Raw genomic sequence first — 16,072 nt, forward strand, 5'->3', positions numbered from 1 at the left:
GAAGGGCAGTCGCTGTGACTGACAAGCTCGACAAGGTTCCCGACGGGGCGTCGCCCGCCCCGTCGGACCTCCCTCCGGAGGCCATCAAGGCCATTCCGGTCCGCCACTACGGACGCTGGGTCGCCGGCGTCGTCGTGGTCGCGCTCCTGGTGCTCGTCGTGTACGCCTTCTCCCAGGGCAACGTGCGCTGGGCGACCGTGCCGGAGAAGCTGTTCGACCCCACCATCCTGTCCGGCCTGGGCAACACGATCCTGATCAGCGTCGCCTCGATGGCGCTGGGCCTGGTGCTGGGTGTGCTCTTCGCCGTCATGCGGCTGTCGAAGAACCCGGTGACCAGCTCGGTCGCCTGGCTCTACATCTGGATCTTCCGCGGCACGCCGGTCTATGTGCAGCTGCTGATCTGGTTCAACCTCGCCCTGATCTTCCCGATCTTCAACATCGGGTTCTACAAGGACGAGATGACCGATGTCATGACCCCCTTCCTGGCCGCCCTGCTGGGTCTCGGCCTGAACGAGGGCGCGTACATGGCGGAGATCGTCCGGGCCGGCATCCAGTCGGTCGACGAGGGCCAGACGGAGGCCTCGCACGCCCTGGGCATGAGCCAGTCCAAGACCATGCGGCGCGTGGTGCTCCCGCAGTCCATGCGGGTGATCATCCCGCCGACGGGCAACGAGTTCATCAACATGCTGAAGACCTCGTCCCTGGTCGTGGCCGTGCAGTACCCGGATCTGCTGCGCGCCGCGCAGGACATCGCCTCGGTCTCGTTCGCGGTGATGGAGATGTTCTTCCTCGCGTCGATCTGGTACCTGATCCTGACCTCGGTGTTCAGCGTGGGCCAGTTCTACCTGGAGCGGCACTACGCGAAGGGATCGCTGCGCTCCCTGCCGCCCACTCCGTGGCAGAAGGTCAAGGCGAACCTGCTGTCCCTGAGGTCCGACCAGCGCGGAGGTGCCGCATGACCCTCATGGTGAAGGCCGAGGGCGTCCACAAGTCCTACGGCGCCGCGCACATCCTCAAGGGCATCGACCTCGAGGTGAACAACGGCGAGGTGTTCTGCCTGATCGGCCCGTCCGGTTCCGGCAAGTCCACCTTCCTGCGATGCATCAACCACCTGGAGAAGATCAACTCCGGCCGGCTGTACGTCGACGGCGAGCTGGTGGGCTACCGCCAGAAGGGCGACAAGCTCTACGAGCTGAAGGACAGCGAGGTCGCGGCCCAGCGCCGGGACATCGGCATGGTCTTCCAGCGCTTCAACCTGTTCCCGCACATGACGGCCCTGGCCAATGTCATGGAGGCGCCGATCCAGGTGAAGGGCGAGTCCCGCGCCGTGGCCCGCGAGCGGGCCGAGCGGCTCCTGGACCGGGTCGGCCTGGCCGACAAGGCCGGGAACTACCCCTCGCAGCTCTCCGGCGGTCAGCAGCAGCGGGTCGCCATCGCCCGTGCGCTGGCGATGGAGCCGAAGCTGATGCTCTTCGACGAGCCGACCTCGGCGCTCGACCCGGAGCTGGTCGGTGACGTCCTCGACGTCATGCGCGACCTCGCCGAGTCGGGCATGACGATGGTCGTCGTCACCCACGAGATGGGCTTCGCCCGCGAGGTGGGCGACAACCTCGTGTTCATGGACGGCGGTGTGGTGGTCGAGTCCGGCAACCCCCGCGATGTCCTGGGCAACCCGCAGCACGACCGGACGAAGGCGTTCCTGTCCAAGGTGCTGTAGCGGCAGGCGGTACGACGCGAAGGGCGGTACGGGATTCCCGTACCGCCCTTCGCGTGACCCGGCTACTTCACCGCGAGCACCATCGTGTCCGACGGCGAGGCCCAGACCGGCCGCGCCTCCGCGAAGCCGGCCGCGCGGAGGATCTCGGCGTGACGGCGGGAGGAGGGCATGTCGCCGTCGGCGTGCTCGCCGTAGATCTCGAAGCGGCGGGCTGTGGGCTCGGCGAGGACGGGGTCCTGGGCGGCCACCGCCCACCACTCCGCCCAGTCGAGGGCGCCCTCGGCCTTCGCGCGGTCCATGGCGGCGTGGCGGTGAGCCCGCTCGGCGGCGTTGATCCGGGGGGTGGTCTCGTCGATCATGTGGTCGGCGTTCAGGAAGACGCCGCCGTCCCGGACGAGGCCGGCCAGCTGCCCGTACAGCGCGGTGAGCGGTTCGACGTGGAGCCAGTGCAGGGCGGTGGCGGTGAGCACGGCGTCGTACGTGTCGTACGGGAGCCGGCCGGCCCACTCCGGGTCCTTCAGGTCGGCGGTCACGAAGGTGACGCGCTCGTCGCCGGCGAAGTACCCCTCGGCGATGGCGAGCAGGGCCGGGTCGAGGTCGACGCCGAGGCTGGTCGCCCCGGGGAACCGGCGGAGCACCCTGCTTGTGATACTCCCTGTACCGCACGCCAGGTCCAGGACGCGGGGCTCCGGCCCCACCACGGCCTCGACCATGTCGAGCATCACGCGGAACCGCTCCTCGCGGTCCGGCATGTACCACTCCTGCTGACGGTCCCAGCTCTCCTGCCAGGCCGCCCAGTCGGTTCCGGTCGTCGCCGCGTCCGTCATCTCCGCTCCCCACCTCTTCGTAATACCCTCGAAGGGGACACAGCTGTTACCCCCTCCCGCCCCGACCCTAGACCGCCGGAGTAAGGACTACAAGTGGAACTGGCCTATTACTCGGATTACGCCGTGCGTCTGGTCAACACCGAGGAGCCGACCCGCAACAAGGACGCCCTCACCTCGGTCGAGGCCGTCCGCGAGCTCTTCGGCACGGCCTCCCAGATGGCCCGGCGGGCGACGGACGCCGACGTGACGCGCTTCCGCTCGGTACGCAGTCGGCTGCGGGCGGTCTTCACCGCGGCGGACGAGGGCGACCACACACACGCCGTGGACCTGCTGAACTCGCTGCTGCTGGAGTTCCCGGTCTCCCCGCAGATCTCGGGCCACGACCACCTGGACGACGAGGGCCGCCCACGCTGGCACATGCATCTCGCCGACCACCCCTCGAACGCGACCGCGGGGTTCGCGGCGATCGCGGCGATGGGCCTCGCCTTCCACCTCACGGAGTTCGGCGCCGACCGCCTCGGCCTGTGCCAGGCGTCCCCCTGCCGCAACGCCTACCTCGACACCTCGACCAACCGCTCCCGCCGCTACTGCTCGGACCGCTGCGCGACCCGCGCCAACGTGGCCGCCTACCGGGCCCGCAAGCGCCTGGAGGCCGAACGGTCGGACCCGACCGGCCTCAGCGCGGAGAACAGCCAGGAGAGCACCACACCGGCCGACCGCTGACGCCCGGGCGTGACCGGCCGGTACCTCGCCCGTACCCGCCCCAGCACCAGCTCCGCCGGTACGGCGCCGAAGACGCGGCTGTCGCCCTCGGTGTCCGGGTTGTCCCCGAGCACCCACCAGCCGGTGCCCTGTCGCTCGATCAGGCGCTTGACGATGAGCAGGTCCTGCTGGAGCGGGTGACGCAGCACGGCCACACTGCCGGGCCGGAGCCGTCCGCCGTAGTGCACGAGCAGCCGGTCGCCGTGGAGCAGCGTGGGCACCATGGACACCCCTGTCACCTCGGCGATCCCGAACAGGGGCCCCGCCCCGCGCCCCGGCTCCCGCCCCACGTCCCTCATCCGGCACCTCCCGGTCCGCTCGTCCACTCGTCCACGAGTCCCATGGTCACCCTGGACTTTTGTCCTAAGCCCCAGGGGGCGCTCGCGAAAACAGCCTTCTCGGGGAGTAATCTCCCACCTGAGAAGACGATCACGAGGAAGGACAGCTGAATGCTTTCCCGCCTGTTTGCCCCCAAGGTGAAGGTCAGCGCCCACTGCGACCTCCCCTGCGGTGTCTACGACCCGGCCCAGGCCCGGATCGAGGCCGAGTCGGTCAAGGCCGTCCAGGAGAAGTACCAGGCCAACGAGGACGCACACTTCCGCGCGCGTGCCACGGTCATCAAGGAGCAGCGCGCGGAGCTCGCCAAGCACCACGTCTCGGTGCTGTGGAGCGACTACTTCAAGCCCCCGCACTTCGAGAAGTACCCGGAGCTGCACCAGCTCATCAACGACACCCTGAAGGCCCTGTCGGCCGCCAAGGCGTCGACGGACCCGAAGACGGGCGAGAAGGCGCTGGAGCTCATCGCCGAGATCGACCGGATCTTCTGGGAGACGAAGAAGGCCTGACCTTCCTCGCGCGAGCACACCCCGAAGGGGCCCGACCGGCGATCCCGGTCGGGCCCCTTCGGCGTACGTGGGGCCGCACGCACGCGCCAGATCGTGGGCGCGGTCATCGGGCGGGCTCCACCGGGAGGGAGTAGCGGAGCTTCTGCTTCGAGGCGGCGCCCAGGCGGTCGTAGAAGCGGATCGCGCCCTCGTTCCAGGGCGGGGTCTGCCACTGGATCTCGGTGAGGCCGAGCGCGCGGGCCTCCGTGCGCAGGGCGTCAATGAACAGGGGGCCGAGGCCCAGGCCGCGTTCCGTCGCGGAGAGGTAGAGGCAGTCCATGTGGAGGTATTCGGCGCCGTCCCAGGTGGACATCTCCGGGGCACACGTGGCGTAACCGACGAGGCGGCCGTCGGGGAGCTCGGCCACCAGGCAGCGCAGCCGGGACCGTTCGGGGCCGAAGAGGAGGGCGCGGAGGCGGCCTGCGAGGCCCGGGGCCGGGGGTGCGGCCTTCTCGTACGCGGCGTGCTCGGCGGCCAGTTCGGCCACCCGGTCGAGATCCTCCGGCAGAGCGTGCCGCACACGCGCGGCACTCGCCGCCGTGCGCGAGGCCGCACTCGTGGCGCCGTCCGGGCCCGCGCCCGATGCCGTGCCCGGTGCCGCGCCCGGTGCGCTGCCCGGCCCCGCGCTCGGCGCACCCCCCGATGCGCCGCCCGGTGTGCGGCCCGCCGCGCCGCCTGATGCGCTGCTCGCCGCGCCACCCGGTGCGCTGCTCGCCGCACCGCCCGAGGTGCCGCCCCGTGTGTCGTCCTGTGCCGCGCTCATCGGAGGTCCCCCTCGATGACGTCCTCCGCCCACGCGCCGACGCGCTCCGCGGCCGTTCCCGCCCCGTCCAGAACCCGTCGCACGAACGCCTCCCGCTCGTGCGCGAGGACCGCGGCCTCCCAGACGCAGGGGGCGAGGCCCTGGCGCCCCGGGCGCAGCTCCTCCGGGCGACCGGCCGGGCCCGTCCAGATCGCCAGTTCGGACATATGGCCCTCGATCCAGCTGTGGACGAGGACGTAGTCCCCGTCGCCGCCCGCGTGCACGATCAGCACCGCGAGCCCCAGCGCCCCGGCGTGCCGGCCCAGCGCCAGCTGGTCCCCCGCGATCCGCAGCGCGGGCGCGAGCCCGGCCTCGTCGACCGTGCGGCCCGGCGCCTCGATCACGTACACCTTGACGAGCTGACCGCCGGCCTCCCGTGTCCCCCACGCCCGGGCGGTCCGGGCGTGGTGCCCCTCCGCCAACGCCGTCAGCGCCGCCTCGTCCACAAGACCTGTCATGCCGTCATCATGCCCGCCCCCACCGACATCCCGTGCCGGCGGAGCCACTGCCGGTACGGCGCCGCCCACAGCGCCGCCTCCCGGTAGGCCGCCGCGAGATCGGCGTACAGCGGGTCGAGCGGCGCCCCCTCGCGGGCGTACAGCAGCAGACGTACGGCGAGAGGGTCGCCCCGCAACGGTCTGATCGCCATGTCCTCGCGCGGCAACGATGTCGGCTGGCAGGGCGCCACGGCCTCGCCGAGGGCGATCAGGGAGGCCGCCGTGTGGTAGTCGCCGTGCAGCAGCGGCGGGTCGATGCCGGCCTCGCTCAGGACGCGTCGCAGCCCGTCCCACTCGCCGTCCACCGTCGGGTCGACCATCCAGCGGTCCTCGGCGAGGTCGGTCAGATCCACCACGAGCCGGCCGGCGGCCGGATGGTCCCGGGCCAGCGAGACGAACTGCGGCTCCCGTTCGACCAGGACCCGCCGCTGGAGGCCGTCCGGTACGCGCAGCGGGCATCCCTCGACCTCGTGGACGAAGGCCACGTCCAGGTGGCCCGCCGCGACCGACCGCAGCAGCGCGCCGGCGGAGACGTCCATGTGGAGCGCGATGTCCGTGCCCGGAAGCCCTTGGCGCAGTCGGCGCAGCCAGCCCGGCAGAGCCCTGCTCGCGGTCGAGCCGACCCGCAGCCTCGGCCCGTCGGTGCGGGCCGCCGCGGCCCTGGCCTCGCTGATCAGCGTGGCCATCTGGTCGACGAGCGGCCGGGCCCTGCTGAGCACGGACCGGCCGAGCGGGGTGGGCCGGCAGCCCGTGCGGCCGCGCGCGAAGAGCTCCGCGCCCAGGGCGTTCTCGATACGGCGCAACTGGGTCGTCAACGAGGGCTGGCTCATGCCCAGTTGGCGCGCCGCCTTGTGCAGGCTGCCCGTCTCCGCGATGGCGCAGAGCACGCGCAGATGTCTCACCTCCAGCTCCATGCCCCGAGGGTAGGGCGGCACCCCCAGACGCACCAGACACCTTCGTCGCACCAATTCCCTGGACCTCAAAGGCAGTTCGGACGCGCTGATCGGTTGGTGATGCGTTCGCGCTATCGCCTGCTGCCATCATCCGCACCGGCCCCGGCTCCCCCGACACTCTCCCCAACCGACCAGGAGGAGCCCCCCATGCGACACCCCAAGGTCCTCACCGCCTCGCTCGCCGCGACCCTCGGCCTCGGCCTCGCCGCCGCGCTCGGCGCCGCACCCACCGCCGCGGCCGCCCCCACCGCCCCCACCGTCTCCGCCGCCTACGCCGGGTCCGCCGAGGACGCCAAGGCGACGAAGGCGTTCCACGAAGCCGTGATGAAGTCCGTGGCGAAGAAGCGGGCCGCCACCCCCGGCGCGGCCGCCGTCACCGTCGTCTACAGCGCCGCCAACGCCCCGAGCTTCCGCACCCAGATCGCCCGGAGCACCCAGATATGGAACAGCTCGGTGGTCAACGTACGGCTGGTGGAGGGCAGCAACCCGGACTTCCGCTACTACGAGGGCAATGACTCGCGCGGCTCGTACGCCAGCACCGACGGCCACGGCAACGGCTACATCTTCCTCGACTACCGGCAGAACCAGCAGTACAACTCCACCCGCGTCACCGCCCACGAGACCGGGCACGTGCTCGGCCTCCCCGACCACTACTCGGGCCCGTGCAGCGAGCTGATGTCCGGCGGCGGCCCGGGCACCTCCTGCCAGAACGCCCAGCCCAACGCCCAGGAGCGGGCCCGCGTCGACCAGCTGTGGCGCTACGGCCTCGCCTCGGCCGTCAAGACGTTCTGAGCCCCCGCGGGGCGGGGCGGCCACGGCGGCCGCCCCGCCCCGCCCTGGGCGCCCAGAGCGAACACCCTTGGTTCCGGGCGGAGTTGCGTGAATGCTGGGAGGCCACATCCCGGATCCCGGAGGCGTCCCATGACCGCCGAGCACGACGAGCGCGCCGATCGCACGAGCACCCTGTACGAGGCCGTGGGCGGCGCCGACGCGCTGCGCCGGCTCTCCGGCACCTTCTACGAGGCGGTCCTCGCCGACCCCGTCCTCGCGCCCGTCTTCGCCGACTTCACCCCCGCCCATGTCGAGCACGTCGCCGTCTGGCTGGCCGAGGTGTTCTCCGGGCCCGCCGATTTCACGGCGGAGCTGGGCGGTCATCAGGCACTGCTCCGCGCCCATCTCGGGCTCTCCATCACCGAGGAGCAGCGGTCGCGCTGGATGGAGCTGATGACCACGGCGGTGGAGAAGGAGCTCGCGGACGACGAGCTGCTGCGCCGCCGGGTGGTGGAGTACTTCGACTGGGGAACCCGGATCGCCAAGGACGTCTCGGCCTCGGAGCCGGGGACGGATCTCGGCGAACCCGGCCCCACCCCGCGCTGGGGGTGGAACGGCCTCGCCTGACCCGGTGGTGCCCCCAGTCCCGGGGCGTGTCCCCCGGGCGCGGCGTCAGGCGGCCTGCATCAGCCTGCGTCCGAACGCGGCCCCGGCCGGCAGCTGACGCCTCACACGCTCGAGGGCCTCCTCGAAGTCGCCCCCGGCGATGCCCGATTCGAAGGCGGCGCCGCCGTAGTGCAGCGTCAGGCTGAGGTCCACCCGCTCGCCGAGCGTCAGCAGGCAGCTGAGGGTGGCCTGCTGCGTGGCACCGTCCACGACCACGGGGAGCGGCAGGTCCCACTCCAGGACACACCCGGTGAGGGCCGCGCCGTCCTGATCCGTCGCGCGCAGGGCGGCGAAGCTCGCGCCCGCGTACTCGATTCCCCTGATGCGGGTGGACACCCGGCCCCCGCCCGCCGTGATCACGATCGCTTCCGCGCCGCTGCGGTCCCGGTACCAGCCGGTCCAGACTTCTGACGACTCCGATGACATGCGCGGACTGTAGCGGTCTGGCCCGCCCCTTCGCGCGTCCGGTCACCCTGGGGCCGGACTTCTCCCGGTCTCGCCGTTCTTGCCGGTCACGTGCGGGGTAGCGGCTTCCGCACCACCCTCGGAGGCGACGTCCCGGGCCTCGCCGGGGCCGCCGGGGTCCTCACCGGCCTGGTCGCCACCGCCCTGGTCGACGCGCTCGGGGCTGACGTACAGCTCGCACCGCGCGTTGCGGCACGGCTGCACTTCCCACTCCGGCACCCAGGCCCCCAGGACCTTGTGCCGCTTCGCGACGATGCCGAGGGGCTGTCCGCAGGCCTGACATCGGGGCGTGGCCTGCGGGTCCCGTACCGTACGCGGGGTTTGGCTGCCCATACCTCCCAGGGTAGGGCGCCGCCCTTGTCACCGCTTCCTGGTGTACGTACGAACGAGCACGCCGTTGTCGAAGGTGCGCACCGCGCCCAGCTCGAAGTCGCGAGGCTCGAAACCGGCGCCGAACATCGGCATGCCGGAGCCGTAGACCTGCGGGTACGTCTTGATGATCAGCTCGTCGATCTCGTCGATGAGCTCGCCGGCGATCGTGGAACCGCCGCAGAGCCAGATGCCGAGCGAGCCGTCCTCGGCCTTCAGCTCGCGGACCCGGCCGACGAGGTCGTCGGCGATCAGCTCGACGTTGGGGTCGGGCGACTCGGTCAGGGAGCGGGTGGCGACGAGTTCCCGCAGGTGGGCGTAGGGGCTGGTGACGCCGACGTCCAGACCGATCTTGTACGAGTTCAGGCCCTGGATCACGGTGTCGAAGTGCCGGCTCTCCGTGCCGGGCTCGATGCCGAGCACGGGCCACCCGGGGGCGGCGATGGTCTCGGGGTACTCGGCCTTCAGGTACTCCAGGTACTCCCCGGCCACATAGGCGTACGTGGAGGTGGCATCGCCCTTCGGGTCACCGATGAAGCCGTCGATGGTGCAGGCGATGAAGTAGGTGAGCTTGCGCAAACCGGTCCTCTTTGTCTCTGGGATGGGGGCTGCGGTCGCAACCACGACGGTTATAGTGCTTCACCTGTAGTGGTTACGCAAGCCTCTTTTTCCACGAGAGCGCGAAGAGAACGGAAGGAACCCCGATGGCGAGAAATCCCGAGCGGCGTACGGCCCTGCTCGACGCGGCGATCGAGGTGCTCGCGGAGGAAGGTGCCCGGGGGCTGACCTTCCGGGCGGTCGACGCCCGGGCGGGCGTCCCCACGGGCACCTCGTCCAACTACTTCACCGACCGGGACCAGCTGCTCTCCCAGGTCGGGGACCGGATCTTCGTACGGCTGACCCCGGAGCCGGGCTCCCTGGACACGGCCATGCGGCCCGAGCCCAGCCGGCAGCTGGTCGTGGAGCTGATGCGCCGGCTCGCCCGGCGGATGGCGGCCGAGCGCACCTGCTACCTCGGCCTCTTCGAGCTCCGCCTGGAGGCCACGCGCCGCCCGGAGCTGCGCACCCAGCTCACCAAGGTGCTGCGCGCCGATCTCGACCACAACGTCCGCCTGCACGTCGAGTCCGGGATGCCGGGCGACGCGGACACGGTCCGGCTGCTCTACTTCTCCCTCACCGGCCTGCTGTTCGACCACTTCACGGTCCCCGGCCTGCACGACGACCGGGACCTGGACGAGCTCATCGAGACCGTGGTGAGCAGGATCGTGCCGGAGGCCTGAGCCTCGGTCGGCGCCAGGTGCGGGAGCCTGCGCCTCAGCGGGTGCGGCGGGTGACGAACTCCGCGAGGGTCAGCAGGTCCCCCGCCGCCGCGAGGTCCGGAACCGCCCGGGAGAGCTGCTGGACGGCCCGGGCCATCCGGTCGGCCGCCTGGGCCTGCGCCCAGTCCCGGCCGCCCGCCCGCTCGACCGCGTCCGCCGCCGCCCGTACGGCCGGGGCGTCCAGTGCCGTACGGGCGTACAGCTCGGCCAGCTCCTCCCCCGCCGCGGTCCCCGAGACGAGCGCCGCCACCACCGGCAGCGACTTCTTGTGCGCGACCAGATCCGCACCGGCCGGCTTGCCCGTGCGCTCCGGGTCGCCCCAGATGCCGATCAGGTCGTCGATCAACTGGAACGCGAGCCCGGCCTCCCGGCCGAACGCGTCCATCGCCGCGACCTCCTCCTCACCCGCGCCCGCGTACAGAGCGCCCAGGGCGCAGGCACAGCCGAGCAGGGCGCCCGTCTTGGCGGTGGCCATCGCCAGGCACTCGTCCAGCGACACCTCGTGCGGTCCGCGCCGCTCGAAGGCGCAGTCGGCCTGCTGGCCGGCGCACAGCTCGATGACACACGCGGCGAGCCGGGCCGAGGCGGCGGCCGAGGCGGGGTGTCCGTCCTCGGCCGGCAGCCGCAGGGCCAGCGCGAGCATCGCGTCGCCGGCCATCAGCGCGTCCGGGATGCCGAACACCGTCCAGGCCGTGGGCCGGTGTCTTCGGGTCGGGTCCTCGTCCATGATGTCGTCGTGGAGCAGGGTGAAGTTGTGGGCGAGTTCGACCGCGGCGGCCGCCCGCACCGCCGGCGCCGGATCGCCGCCGAGCGCCCGCGCCGCCGCGAGCACCAGCGCCGGCCGGATCGCCTTCCCCGGCTGCCCGGCGGCCGGGGAGCCGTCCGCCTGCTCCCAGCCGAAGTGGTACATCGCCACTCTCCGTATGGAGCCCGGCAACGACTCCACGGTCGAGCGCAGTTGGGGATGGACGACGGTCCGTGTCTGGTCGAGGAGTGCCACGGCACCCTGGGCCTCGGCCACGCCGTCCGCCCGCGTTACGGTCACGTCGGTTCCTTCCTGTGTGTGGCTGGGTTCGCTCCCGGGGCGGGGCCCTGTCGGCACGGGCCCCCGCCCCGGATCCCCTGATCCCCTGATCCCCTGATCAACGTGCCGGCGCCTCAGCGCCAGCGGCTGACCTCCACGTTCTCCAGGACTCCCAGCGCGTCGGGCACCAGCACCGCCGCCGAGTAGTAGGCCGTGACCAGGTAGGAGATGATCGCCTGCTCGTCGATGCCCATGAAGCGGACGGACAGGCTCGGCTCGATCTCGTCCGGGATGCCGGTCTGGTGCAGGCCGATCACCCCCTGGTCGGCCTCGCCCGTACGCATGCAGATGATCGACGTGGTCCGGGCGTCCGAGACCGGGATCTTGTTGCACGGGTAGATCGGCACCCCGCGCCAGGTCGGGATCCTGTTGCCGTTGATCTCGATGGACTCGGGGACGAGGCCGCGCCGGTTGCACTCGCGCCCGAAGGCGGCGATGGCGCGCGGGTGGGCGAGGAACATCTTGGAGCCCCGGCGGCGCGAGAGGAGCTCGTCCATGTCGTCCGGGCTGGGCACGCCGTCATGGGGCTGGATGCGCTGCTCGTAGTCGCAGTTGGTGAGGAGGCCGAACTCCCGGTTGTTGATGAGCTCGTGCTCCTGGCGCTCGCGGAGCGCCTCGACCGTGAGCCGCAACTGCTGCTCGGTCTGGTTCATCGGCTGGTTGTAGAGATCGGCGACGCGGCTGTGGACCTTCAGCACGGTCTGCGCGACGGACAGTTCGTACTCGCGCGGGGAGGCGTCGTAGTCCACGTACGTGTGCGGGACGACCGCCTCGCCGACGTGGCCGGCCGAGAGGTCGATCTCCGCCTCCCCGTACGTGTTGGTGCGCTGATGGGGCAGCGCGGCCACGCCCGCGAGGTGGGCGGCGAGCGAGGTGGCCCGCTCGGCGAGGTTGCGCACGTCGTCGCGGGTGAGCTCGAGGACCGTACAGGTGGTGGCCGCGCGGGCGGTCCACTCCCAGGTGCTGTCGGGGTGGGTCAGCGCGCTGTCACCGAAGTACGCGCCGTCGGCGAGGACTCCGAGGATCGCCTCGTCGCCGTACGGCCCCTCGCCGATCTGCTCGACCTTGCCGTGCGCGAGGAGGTGGACGCGGTCGGTGGGCTCGCCCGCGGTGGCGATCACCTCCCCCGCCGCGTACTCCCGCTGGCGGCACCGCGTCGCGAGTTCGGCGAGGGCCTCCTCGTCGTCGTAGCCACGCAGCGCCGGGAGTTCACCGAGTTCGGCGGGGATCACCGCGACGCGCTCGCCGGTCTGCACGAAGGTGACACGACCGTCACCCACGGAGTAGCTGAGCCTCCGGTTCACCCGGTACGTACCACCCTGGACCTGCACCCACGGCAGCGTCCGCAGCAGCCACCGTGAGGTGATCTCCTGCATCTGCGGGGCCGACTTGGTGGTGGTCGCCAGGTTCCGTGCGGCGGCGGTACCGAGACTCTGCTGCGGGCTCGCCTGATCCGCGCGGACCTCGTCGCCAACCGAACCAACGGACATGGAACTCCCTCTCGTAAGACTGACCTGCGAGAGGAAGCCTTTCAGCACGGAGCGTGCAGGCGCCATTACACAAATGAGTGGGAGTGGATCACCTCCGGCTGGGCATGTCACACGGTTTCCACTCGAACAGCCCCGTCACATCCACCACATGGCCCCCTGTCCGGATCGGCTCGCACACAGCCCGAACGGATGGCCCGGAGTCGAGCACTCCGGTACTCCGGTACTTCAGCACCGTCCCGTTCCGCTTATCCGAAGGAGTCGGCCATGGCCCCACCCATGTCCGCCGGCAGGTTCCTCGACGCACTGCGCGACGAGGGCCTGACGGTCGTAGAAGTCGGAGACTGGCGCACGCACAACCGCAACCACAAGGGCCCCTGGGGCCCCGTCCACGGCGTGATGATCCACCACACGGTCACCCGGGGCACCGCGAACACCGTCCGCATCTGCCGCGACGGCCACGCCTCCCTGCCCGGCCCGCTCTGTCACGGCGTGATCGCCAAGGACGGCAGGGTCCACCTGGTCGGCTACGGCCGCGCCAACCACGCCGGACCCGGCGACGACGAGGTCCTGCGGGCGATCATCGCCGAGCAGCACCTCCCGCCGGACAACGAGGCCACGACGGACGGCAACCGCCACTTCTACGGCTTCGAGTGCGAGAACCTCGGCGACGGGAAGGACCCATGGCCGAAGGCCCAGCTGGAGGCCATCGAGAAGGCCGCGGCGGCGGTGTGCCGGGTGCACGGCTGGACCCAGCGCTCGGTGATCGGCCACCTGGAGTGGCAACCGGGCAAGGTGGACCCGCGAGGCTTCACGATGGCCTCCATGAGGGAGCGGATCGCGGAACGCCTGAGATAGCCGGCGAGGGGGACAATGGCCGGGTGAACGCGTTCGACCTCGCCCTGTCCCGGCTGCGGCCCCGGCTCCCGTCCCCCCTGGAGCCGGTCGAGGACGAGCGGTTCACCCGCCACGGTCTGCGCCTGCTGCTCAAGCGCGACGACCTGATCCACCCGGACCTGCCGGGCAACAAGTGGCGCAAGCTGGCGCTCAATCTACGGAAGGCCGACGGCCGCCCGGTGCTCACCTTCGGCGGCGCGTACTCCAACCACCTGCGCGCGACCGCGGCCGCCGGCCGTCTCCTGGGCTTCGACACGATCGGGGTCGTACGGGGGGACGAGCTGGCCGGCCGGCCGCTGAACCCCTCGCTGGCGCGGTGCGCGGCGGACGGGATGCGGCTGGTGTTCGTGGACCGGTCGACGTACCGGGCGAAGACGGACCCGGCCGTGCTGGCCGACCTCCTCGACCAGTCCCCTCCGGGGACGTACGTGGTCCCCGAAGGCGGCAGCAACTCCCTCGCCGTCCAGGGGTGCGTGGCGCTCGGGCGCGAGCTGCGCGGAGCCGCCGACGTGGTCGCCGTCGCCTGCGGCACGGGAGGCACGCTCGCGGGCCTGGCAGCCGGTCTGGGCCCCGGACAGAGGGCGCTCGGCGTCCCGGTCCTCAAGGGCGGCTTCCTGGGCGAGGAGATACGTACGCTGCAACGCGCGGCCTTCGGCGGCCCCCGCGGCGAGTGGAGCCTCGACGAGCGCTTCCACGGCGGCGGTTACGCCCGGTCGACCCCCGCCCTCGACGCGTTCGCCCAGGACTTCGAGGCGCGGCATGGACTCGCCATCGAGCGTCTGTATGTCGCCAAACTGCTCCACGGACTTGTCGCCTTGGCCGAGGAGGGCGCGTTCGCCCCGGGCACGACGGTCGCGGCGGTGGTGACGGGGGCCCCTTCCTGACGACAGGAGCCCCCTCCCGACGGCACGAGCCCCCTGACGCGCCCTCCGGACCTCAGGCGCTCTCCTCGCGGTAGGCCGCCGCCTCCTCCAGGTCCAGCCGGCGCAGCAGGACGCGCATCATCTCGTCGTCGATGCGGCGCTCGTCGCGGAGCCGCACGAAGACCTCCCGCTCGGCTTCGATCATCTCCCGCGCGAGCCGGCGGTAGGTGTCGTCCGCCGTCTCGCCCGTCGCCTCGTTGACCGCGCCGAGCCGTTCCCACACCGCGTTGCGGCGGCGTTCCAGCACCGCGCGGAGGCGGTCGGCCAGCGGCTGGGGCAGGGCGTTGCGCCCGTCGCCCAGCAGGGCGTCGAGGCGCTCCTCCGCGGCACGGGACGCCTCGCTCTGGGCCTGTGCCTCCGCCAGGGTCTCCTGGTACGTGTCCCGGCCCGGCAGCTTCAGGAGCCGGATGAGCGGCGGCAGGGTGAGGCCCTGGACGACCAGCGTCCCGATCACCGTGGTGAAGGTGAGGAAGAGGACGAGGTTCCGCGCGGGGAACTCCACACCGTCCGCCATCACCGGGATGGAGAAGGCGATGGCGAGGGAGACCACGCCCCGCATCCCGGCCCAGCCGACGATCAGCGGTGCCTTCCAGTCCACGCCCGGCTCGCGCTCCCTGATGCGTTCGGACAGCCACCGGGGCAGGAAGGTGGCCGGGTAGACCCAGACGAAGCGGACGACGACGACGGCGACGAACACGCCTACGGCGTACCAGATCGCCTCCCCGACCCCGTACCGGCCGAGGCCCTGGACGACGTACGGCAGTTGCAGCCCGATCAGGGCGAAGACGGCGGACTCCAGGACGAAGGCGACCATCTTCCACACGGCCTCCTCCTGGAGGCGGGTGGAGAAGTCCACCTGCCAGTTGCGGTGTCCGAGGAAGAGGCCGACGACGACCACGGCGAGGACTCCCGAGGCGCCGACCTCCTCCGCCGCCGCGTAGGCGGCGAACGGGATCAGCAGCGAGAGGGTGTTCTGCAGCAGGGCCTCGCCGAGCCTGAGGCGCAGCCAGTGGAGAGGAACCATGAGGACGAGGCCGACGCCGATCCCGCCGACGGCCGCGAGCGCGAACTCGCCGACGCCGCCCGCCCAGCCGATGCCCTCGCCGACCGCCGCGGCCAGCGCCACCTTGAAGGCGGTGATGGCGGTGGCGTCGTTCACCAGGGACTCGCCCTGGAGGATGGTGGTGATCCGGTTCGGCAGTCCGAGCTTGCGGGCGATGGCCGTCGCCGCGACCGCGTCCGGCGGCGCGACCACCGCGCCGAGGACGAGCGCGGCGGTCAGCGGAAGGTCGGGGACGAGCACATAGGCGAGCCAGCCGACCGCCACGGTCGCGAAGAGGACGTACCCGACGGAGAGCAGGGCGACGGGCCGAATGTTGGCGCGCAGATCGAGGTACGAGGAGTCCACCGCCGCCGTGTAGAGGAGCGGGGGAAGGATGAGCGGCAGCACGATGTGCGGGTCGAGGGTGTAGTCCGGGACGCCCGGTACGTACGAGGCGGCGAGCCCGACCGCCACCAGGAGCAGCGGCGCCGGCACCGGTGTCCTGCGGGCCGCGCCCGCCACCGCGGCGCTGGCCGCGACCAGGGCCACCAACTGCAGTGCGTCCATTCTTCGGTCCCCGTCCCCGCTTCGTTCCACCACGTAACCT

General features: G+C 71.7%; 20 protein-coding genes. 9 read left to right on the forward strand and 11 right to left on the reverse strand.

Translation table 11 applies throughout. The features are described from left to right. Window positions 1-14 precede the first annotated feature (14 nt). Together ACFYV5_RS08980 and ACFYV5_RS08985 are read left to right on the forward strand one after the other, a co-directional pair. On the forward strand, window positions 15-959 hold the full coding sequence (locus ACFYV5_RS08980) for an amino acid ABC transporter permease (RefSeq protein ID WP_355108162.1): 945 nt from the start codon (window positions 15-17) through the stop codon (window positions 957-959). Further along, complete coding sequence (locus tag ACFYV5_RS08985; protein ID WP_355108164.1) at window positions 956-1,717, forward strand: amino acid ABC transporter ATP-binding protein; 762 nt, start codon at window positions 956-958, stop codon at window positions 1,715-1,717. The genes ACFYV5_RS08980 and ACFYV5_RS08985 overlap by 4 nt, the downstream gene beginning before the upstream one ends. A 62-nt stretch (window positions 1,718-1,779) precedes the next feature. Here ACFYV5_RS08985 and ACFYV5_RS08990 read toward each other — a convergent pair whose 3' ends face one another. Next, complete coding sequence (locus tag ACFYV5_RS08990) at window positions 1,780-2,544, reverse strand: class I SAM-dependent methyltransferase (RefSeq protein ID WP_389166082.1); 765 nt, start codon at window positions 2,542-2,544, stop codon at window positions 1,780-1,782. A 93-nt stretch (window positions 2,545-2,637) separates the two neighbouring features. Between ACFYV5_RS08990 and ACFYV5_RS08995 the strand changes: the two genes are divergently transcribed. Further along, window positions 2,638-3,267, forward strand: a complete 630-nt coding sequence (locus ACFYV5_RS08995; protein WP_389166085.1) for a CGNR zinc finger domain-containing protein — start codon at window positions 2,638-2,640, stop codon at window positions 3,265-3,267. On the opposite strand, the gene sodX is transcribed toward ACFYV5_RS08995, so the two are convergent. Beyond that, window positions 3,171-3,605 (reverse strand): nickel-type superoxide dismutase maturation protease, encoded by a 435-nt coding sequence (gene sodX / locus ACFYV5_RS09000; RefSeq protein WP_389166088.1) that lies wholly within the window; start codon window positions 3,603-3,605, stop codon window positions 3,171-3,173. The genes ACFYV5_RS08995 and sodX overlap by 97 nt on opposite strands. A 150-nt stretch (window positions 3,606-3,755) precedes the next feature. Between sodX and sodN the strand changes: the two genes are divergently transcribed. Next, complete coding sequence (gene sodN, locus ACFYV5_RS09005) at window positions 3,756-4,151, forward strand: superoxide dismutase, Ni (RefSeq protein ID WP_215065625.1); 396 nt, start codon at window positions 3,756-3,758, stop codon at window positions 4,149-4,151. A 103-nt stretch (window positions 4,152-4,254) separates the two neighbouring features. On the opposite strand, the gene ACFYV5_RS09010 is transcribed toward sodN, so the two are convergent. The 3 genes from ACFYV5_RS09010 to ACFYV5_RS09020 are packed head-to-tail and all read right to left on the reverse strand — an operon-like array spanning window position 4,255 to window position 6,403. Next, entirely contained in the window at window positions 4,255-4,953 is a 699-nt protein-coding gene (locus tag ACFYV5_RS09010; protein ID WP_389166091.1) for a GNAT family N-acetyltransferase, read from the reverse strand. Beyond that, window positions 4,950-5,450 carry a hypothetical protein gene (locus tag ACFYV5_RS09015; protein WP_389166094.1) on the reverse strand — a complete coding sequence of 167 codons (501 nt, stop codon included), beginning with the start codon at window positions 5,448-5,450 and terminating at the stop codon, window positions 4,950-4,952. The genes ACFYV5_RS09010 and ACFYV5_RS09015 overlap by 4 nt, the downstream gene beginning before the upstream one ends. Next, on the reverse strand, window positions 5,447-6,403 hold the full coding sequence (locus ACFYV5_RS09020) for a LysR family transcriptional regulator (RefSeq protein WP_389166097.1): 957 nt from the start codon (window positions 6,401-6,403) through the stop codon (window positions 5,447-5,449). Before ACFYV5_RS09020 ends, ACFYV5_RS09015 begins: the two co-directional genes overlap by 4 nt. A 186-nt stretch (window positions 6,404-6,589) precedes the next feature. Between ACFYV5_RS09020 and snpA the strand changes: the two genes are divergently transcribed. Next, window positions 6,590-7,234 (forward strand): snapalysin, encoded by a 645-nt coding sequence (gene snpA / locus ACFYV5_RS09025; RefSeq protein ID WP_389166100.1) that lies wholly within the window; start codon window positions 6,590-6,592, stop codon window positions 7,232-7,234. Between the two features lie 129 nt (window positions 7,235-7,363). Continuing rightward, on the forward strand, window positions 7,364-7,840 hold the full coding sequence (locus ACFYV5_RS09030; protein WP_389166103.1) for a group II truncated hemoglobin: 477 nt from the start codon (window positions 7,364-7,366) through the stop codon (window positions 7,838-7,840). A gap of 45 nt (window positions 7,841-7,885) precedes the next feature. Here the strand turns inward: ACFYV5_RS09030 and ACFYV5_RS09035 are convergent, their stop codons facing one another. From ACFYV5_RS09035 to ACFYV5_RS09045, 3 genes are read right to left on the reverse strand one after another with little or no spacing between them, the layout of a single operon-like run. After that, window positions 7,886-8,305: a DUF6304 family protein gene (locus tag ACFYV5_RS09035; RefSeq protein WP_355108182.1), complete on the reverse strand. Its 420-nt coding sequence runs from the start codon at window positions 8,303-8,305 to the stop codon at window positions 7,886-7,888. Window positions 8,306-8,347: 42 nt separating this feature from the next. Beyond that, complete coding sequence (locus ACFYV5_RS09040; protein WP_389166107.1) at window positions 8,348-8,677, reverse strand: hypothetical protein; 330 nt, start codon at window positions 8,675-8,677, stop codon at window positions 8,348-8,350. Between the two features lie 27 nt (window positions 8,678-8,704). Then, window positions 8,705-9,292: a dihydrofolate reductase family protein gene (locus ACFYV5_RS09045; RefSeq protein ID WP_355108186.1), complete on the reverse strand. Its 588-nt coding sequence runs from the start codon at window positions 9,290-9,292 to the stop codon at window positions 8,705-8,707. Window positions 9,293-9,417: 125 nt separating this feature from the next. Here ACFYV5_RS09045 and ACFYV5_RS09050 point away from each other — a divergent pair, with 125 nt between their 5' ends. Beyond that, window positions 9,418-9,993 (forward strand): TetR/AcrR family transcriptional regulator, encoded by a 576-nt coding sequence (locus tag ACFYV5_RS09050; protein WP_389166110.1) that lies wholly within the window; start codon window positions 9,418-9,420, stop codon window positions 9,991-9,993. 34 nt (window positions 9,994-10,027) lie between these two features. Here the strand turns inward: ACFYV5_RS09050 and ACFYV5_RS09055 are convergent, their stop codons facing one another. Together ACFYV5_RS09055 and ACFYV5_RS09060 are read right to left on the reverse strand one after the other, a co-directional pair. Continuing rightward, complete coding sequence (locus ACFYV5_RS09055; RefSeq protein ID WP_389166113.1) at window positions 10,028-11,077, reverse strand: family 2 encapsulin nanocompartment cargo protein polyprenyl transferase; 1,050 nt, start codon at window positions 11,075-11,077, stop codon at window positions 10,028-10,030. A gap of 113 nt (window positions 11,078-11,190) precedes the next feature. Then, on the reverse strand, window positions 11,191-12,606 hold the full coding sequence (locus ACFYV5_RS09060) for a family 2B encapsulin nanocompartment shell protein (protein WP_389166116.1): 1,416 nt from the start codon (window positions 12,604-12,606) through the stop codon (window positions 11,191-11,193). 264 nt (window positions 12,607-12,870) lie between these two features. Between ACFYV5_RS09060 and ACFYV5_RS09065 the strand changes: the two genes are divergently transcribed. Further along, entirely contained in the window at window positions 12,871-13,461 is a 591-nt protein-coding gene (locus ACFYV5_RS09065) for an N-acetylmuramoyl-L-alanine amidase (RefSeq protein WP_389166119.1), read from the forward strand. A gap of 23 nt (window positions 13,462-13,484) precedes the next feature. Further along, window positions 13,485-14,384, forward strand: coding sequence for a 1-aminocyclopropane-1-carboxylate deaminase/D-cysteine desulfhydrase (locus tag ACFYV5_RS09070; protein WP_389166122.1), 900 nt, complete (start codon window positions 13,485-13,487; stop codon window positions 14,382-14,384). 52 nt (window positions 14,385-14,436) lie between these two features. On the opposite strand, the gene ACFYV5_RS09075 is transcribed toward ACFYV5_RS09070, so the two are convergent. Next, window positions 14,437-16,032: a Na+/H+ antiporter gene (locus ACFYV5_RS09075; RefSeq protein ID WP_389166125.1), complete on the reverse strand. Its 1,596-nt coding sequence runs from the start codon at window positions 16,030-16,032 to the stop codon at window positions 14,437-14,439. Window positions 16,033-16,072 lie beyond the last annotated feature (40 nt).

Source organism: Streptomyces sp. NPDC003035 (assembly GCF_042888285.1).
In the GTDB taxonomy this organism is placed as follows: Bacteria; Actinomycetota; Actinomycetes; order Streptomycetales; family Streptomycetaceae; genus Streptomyces.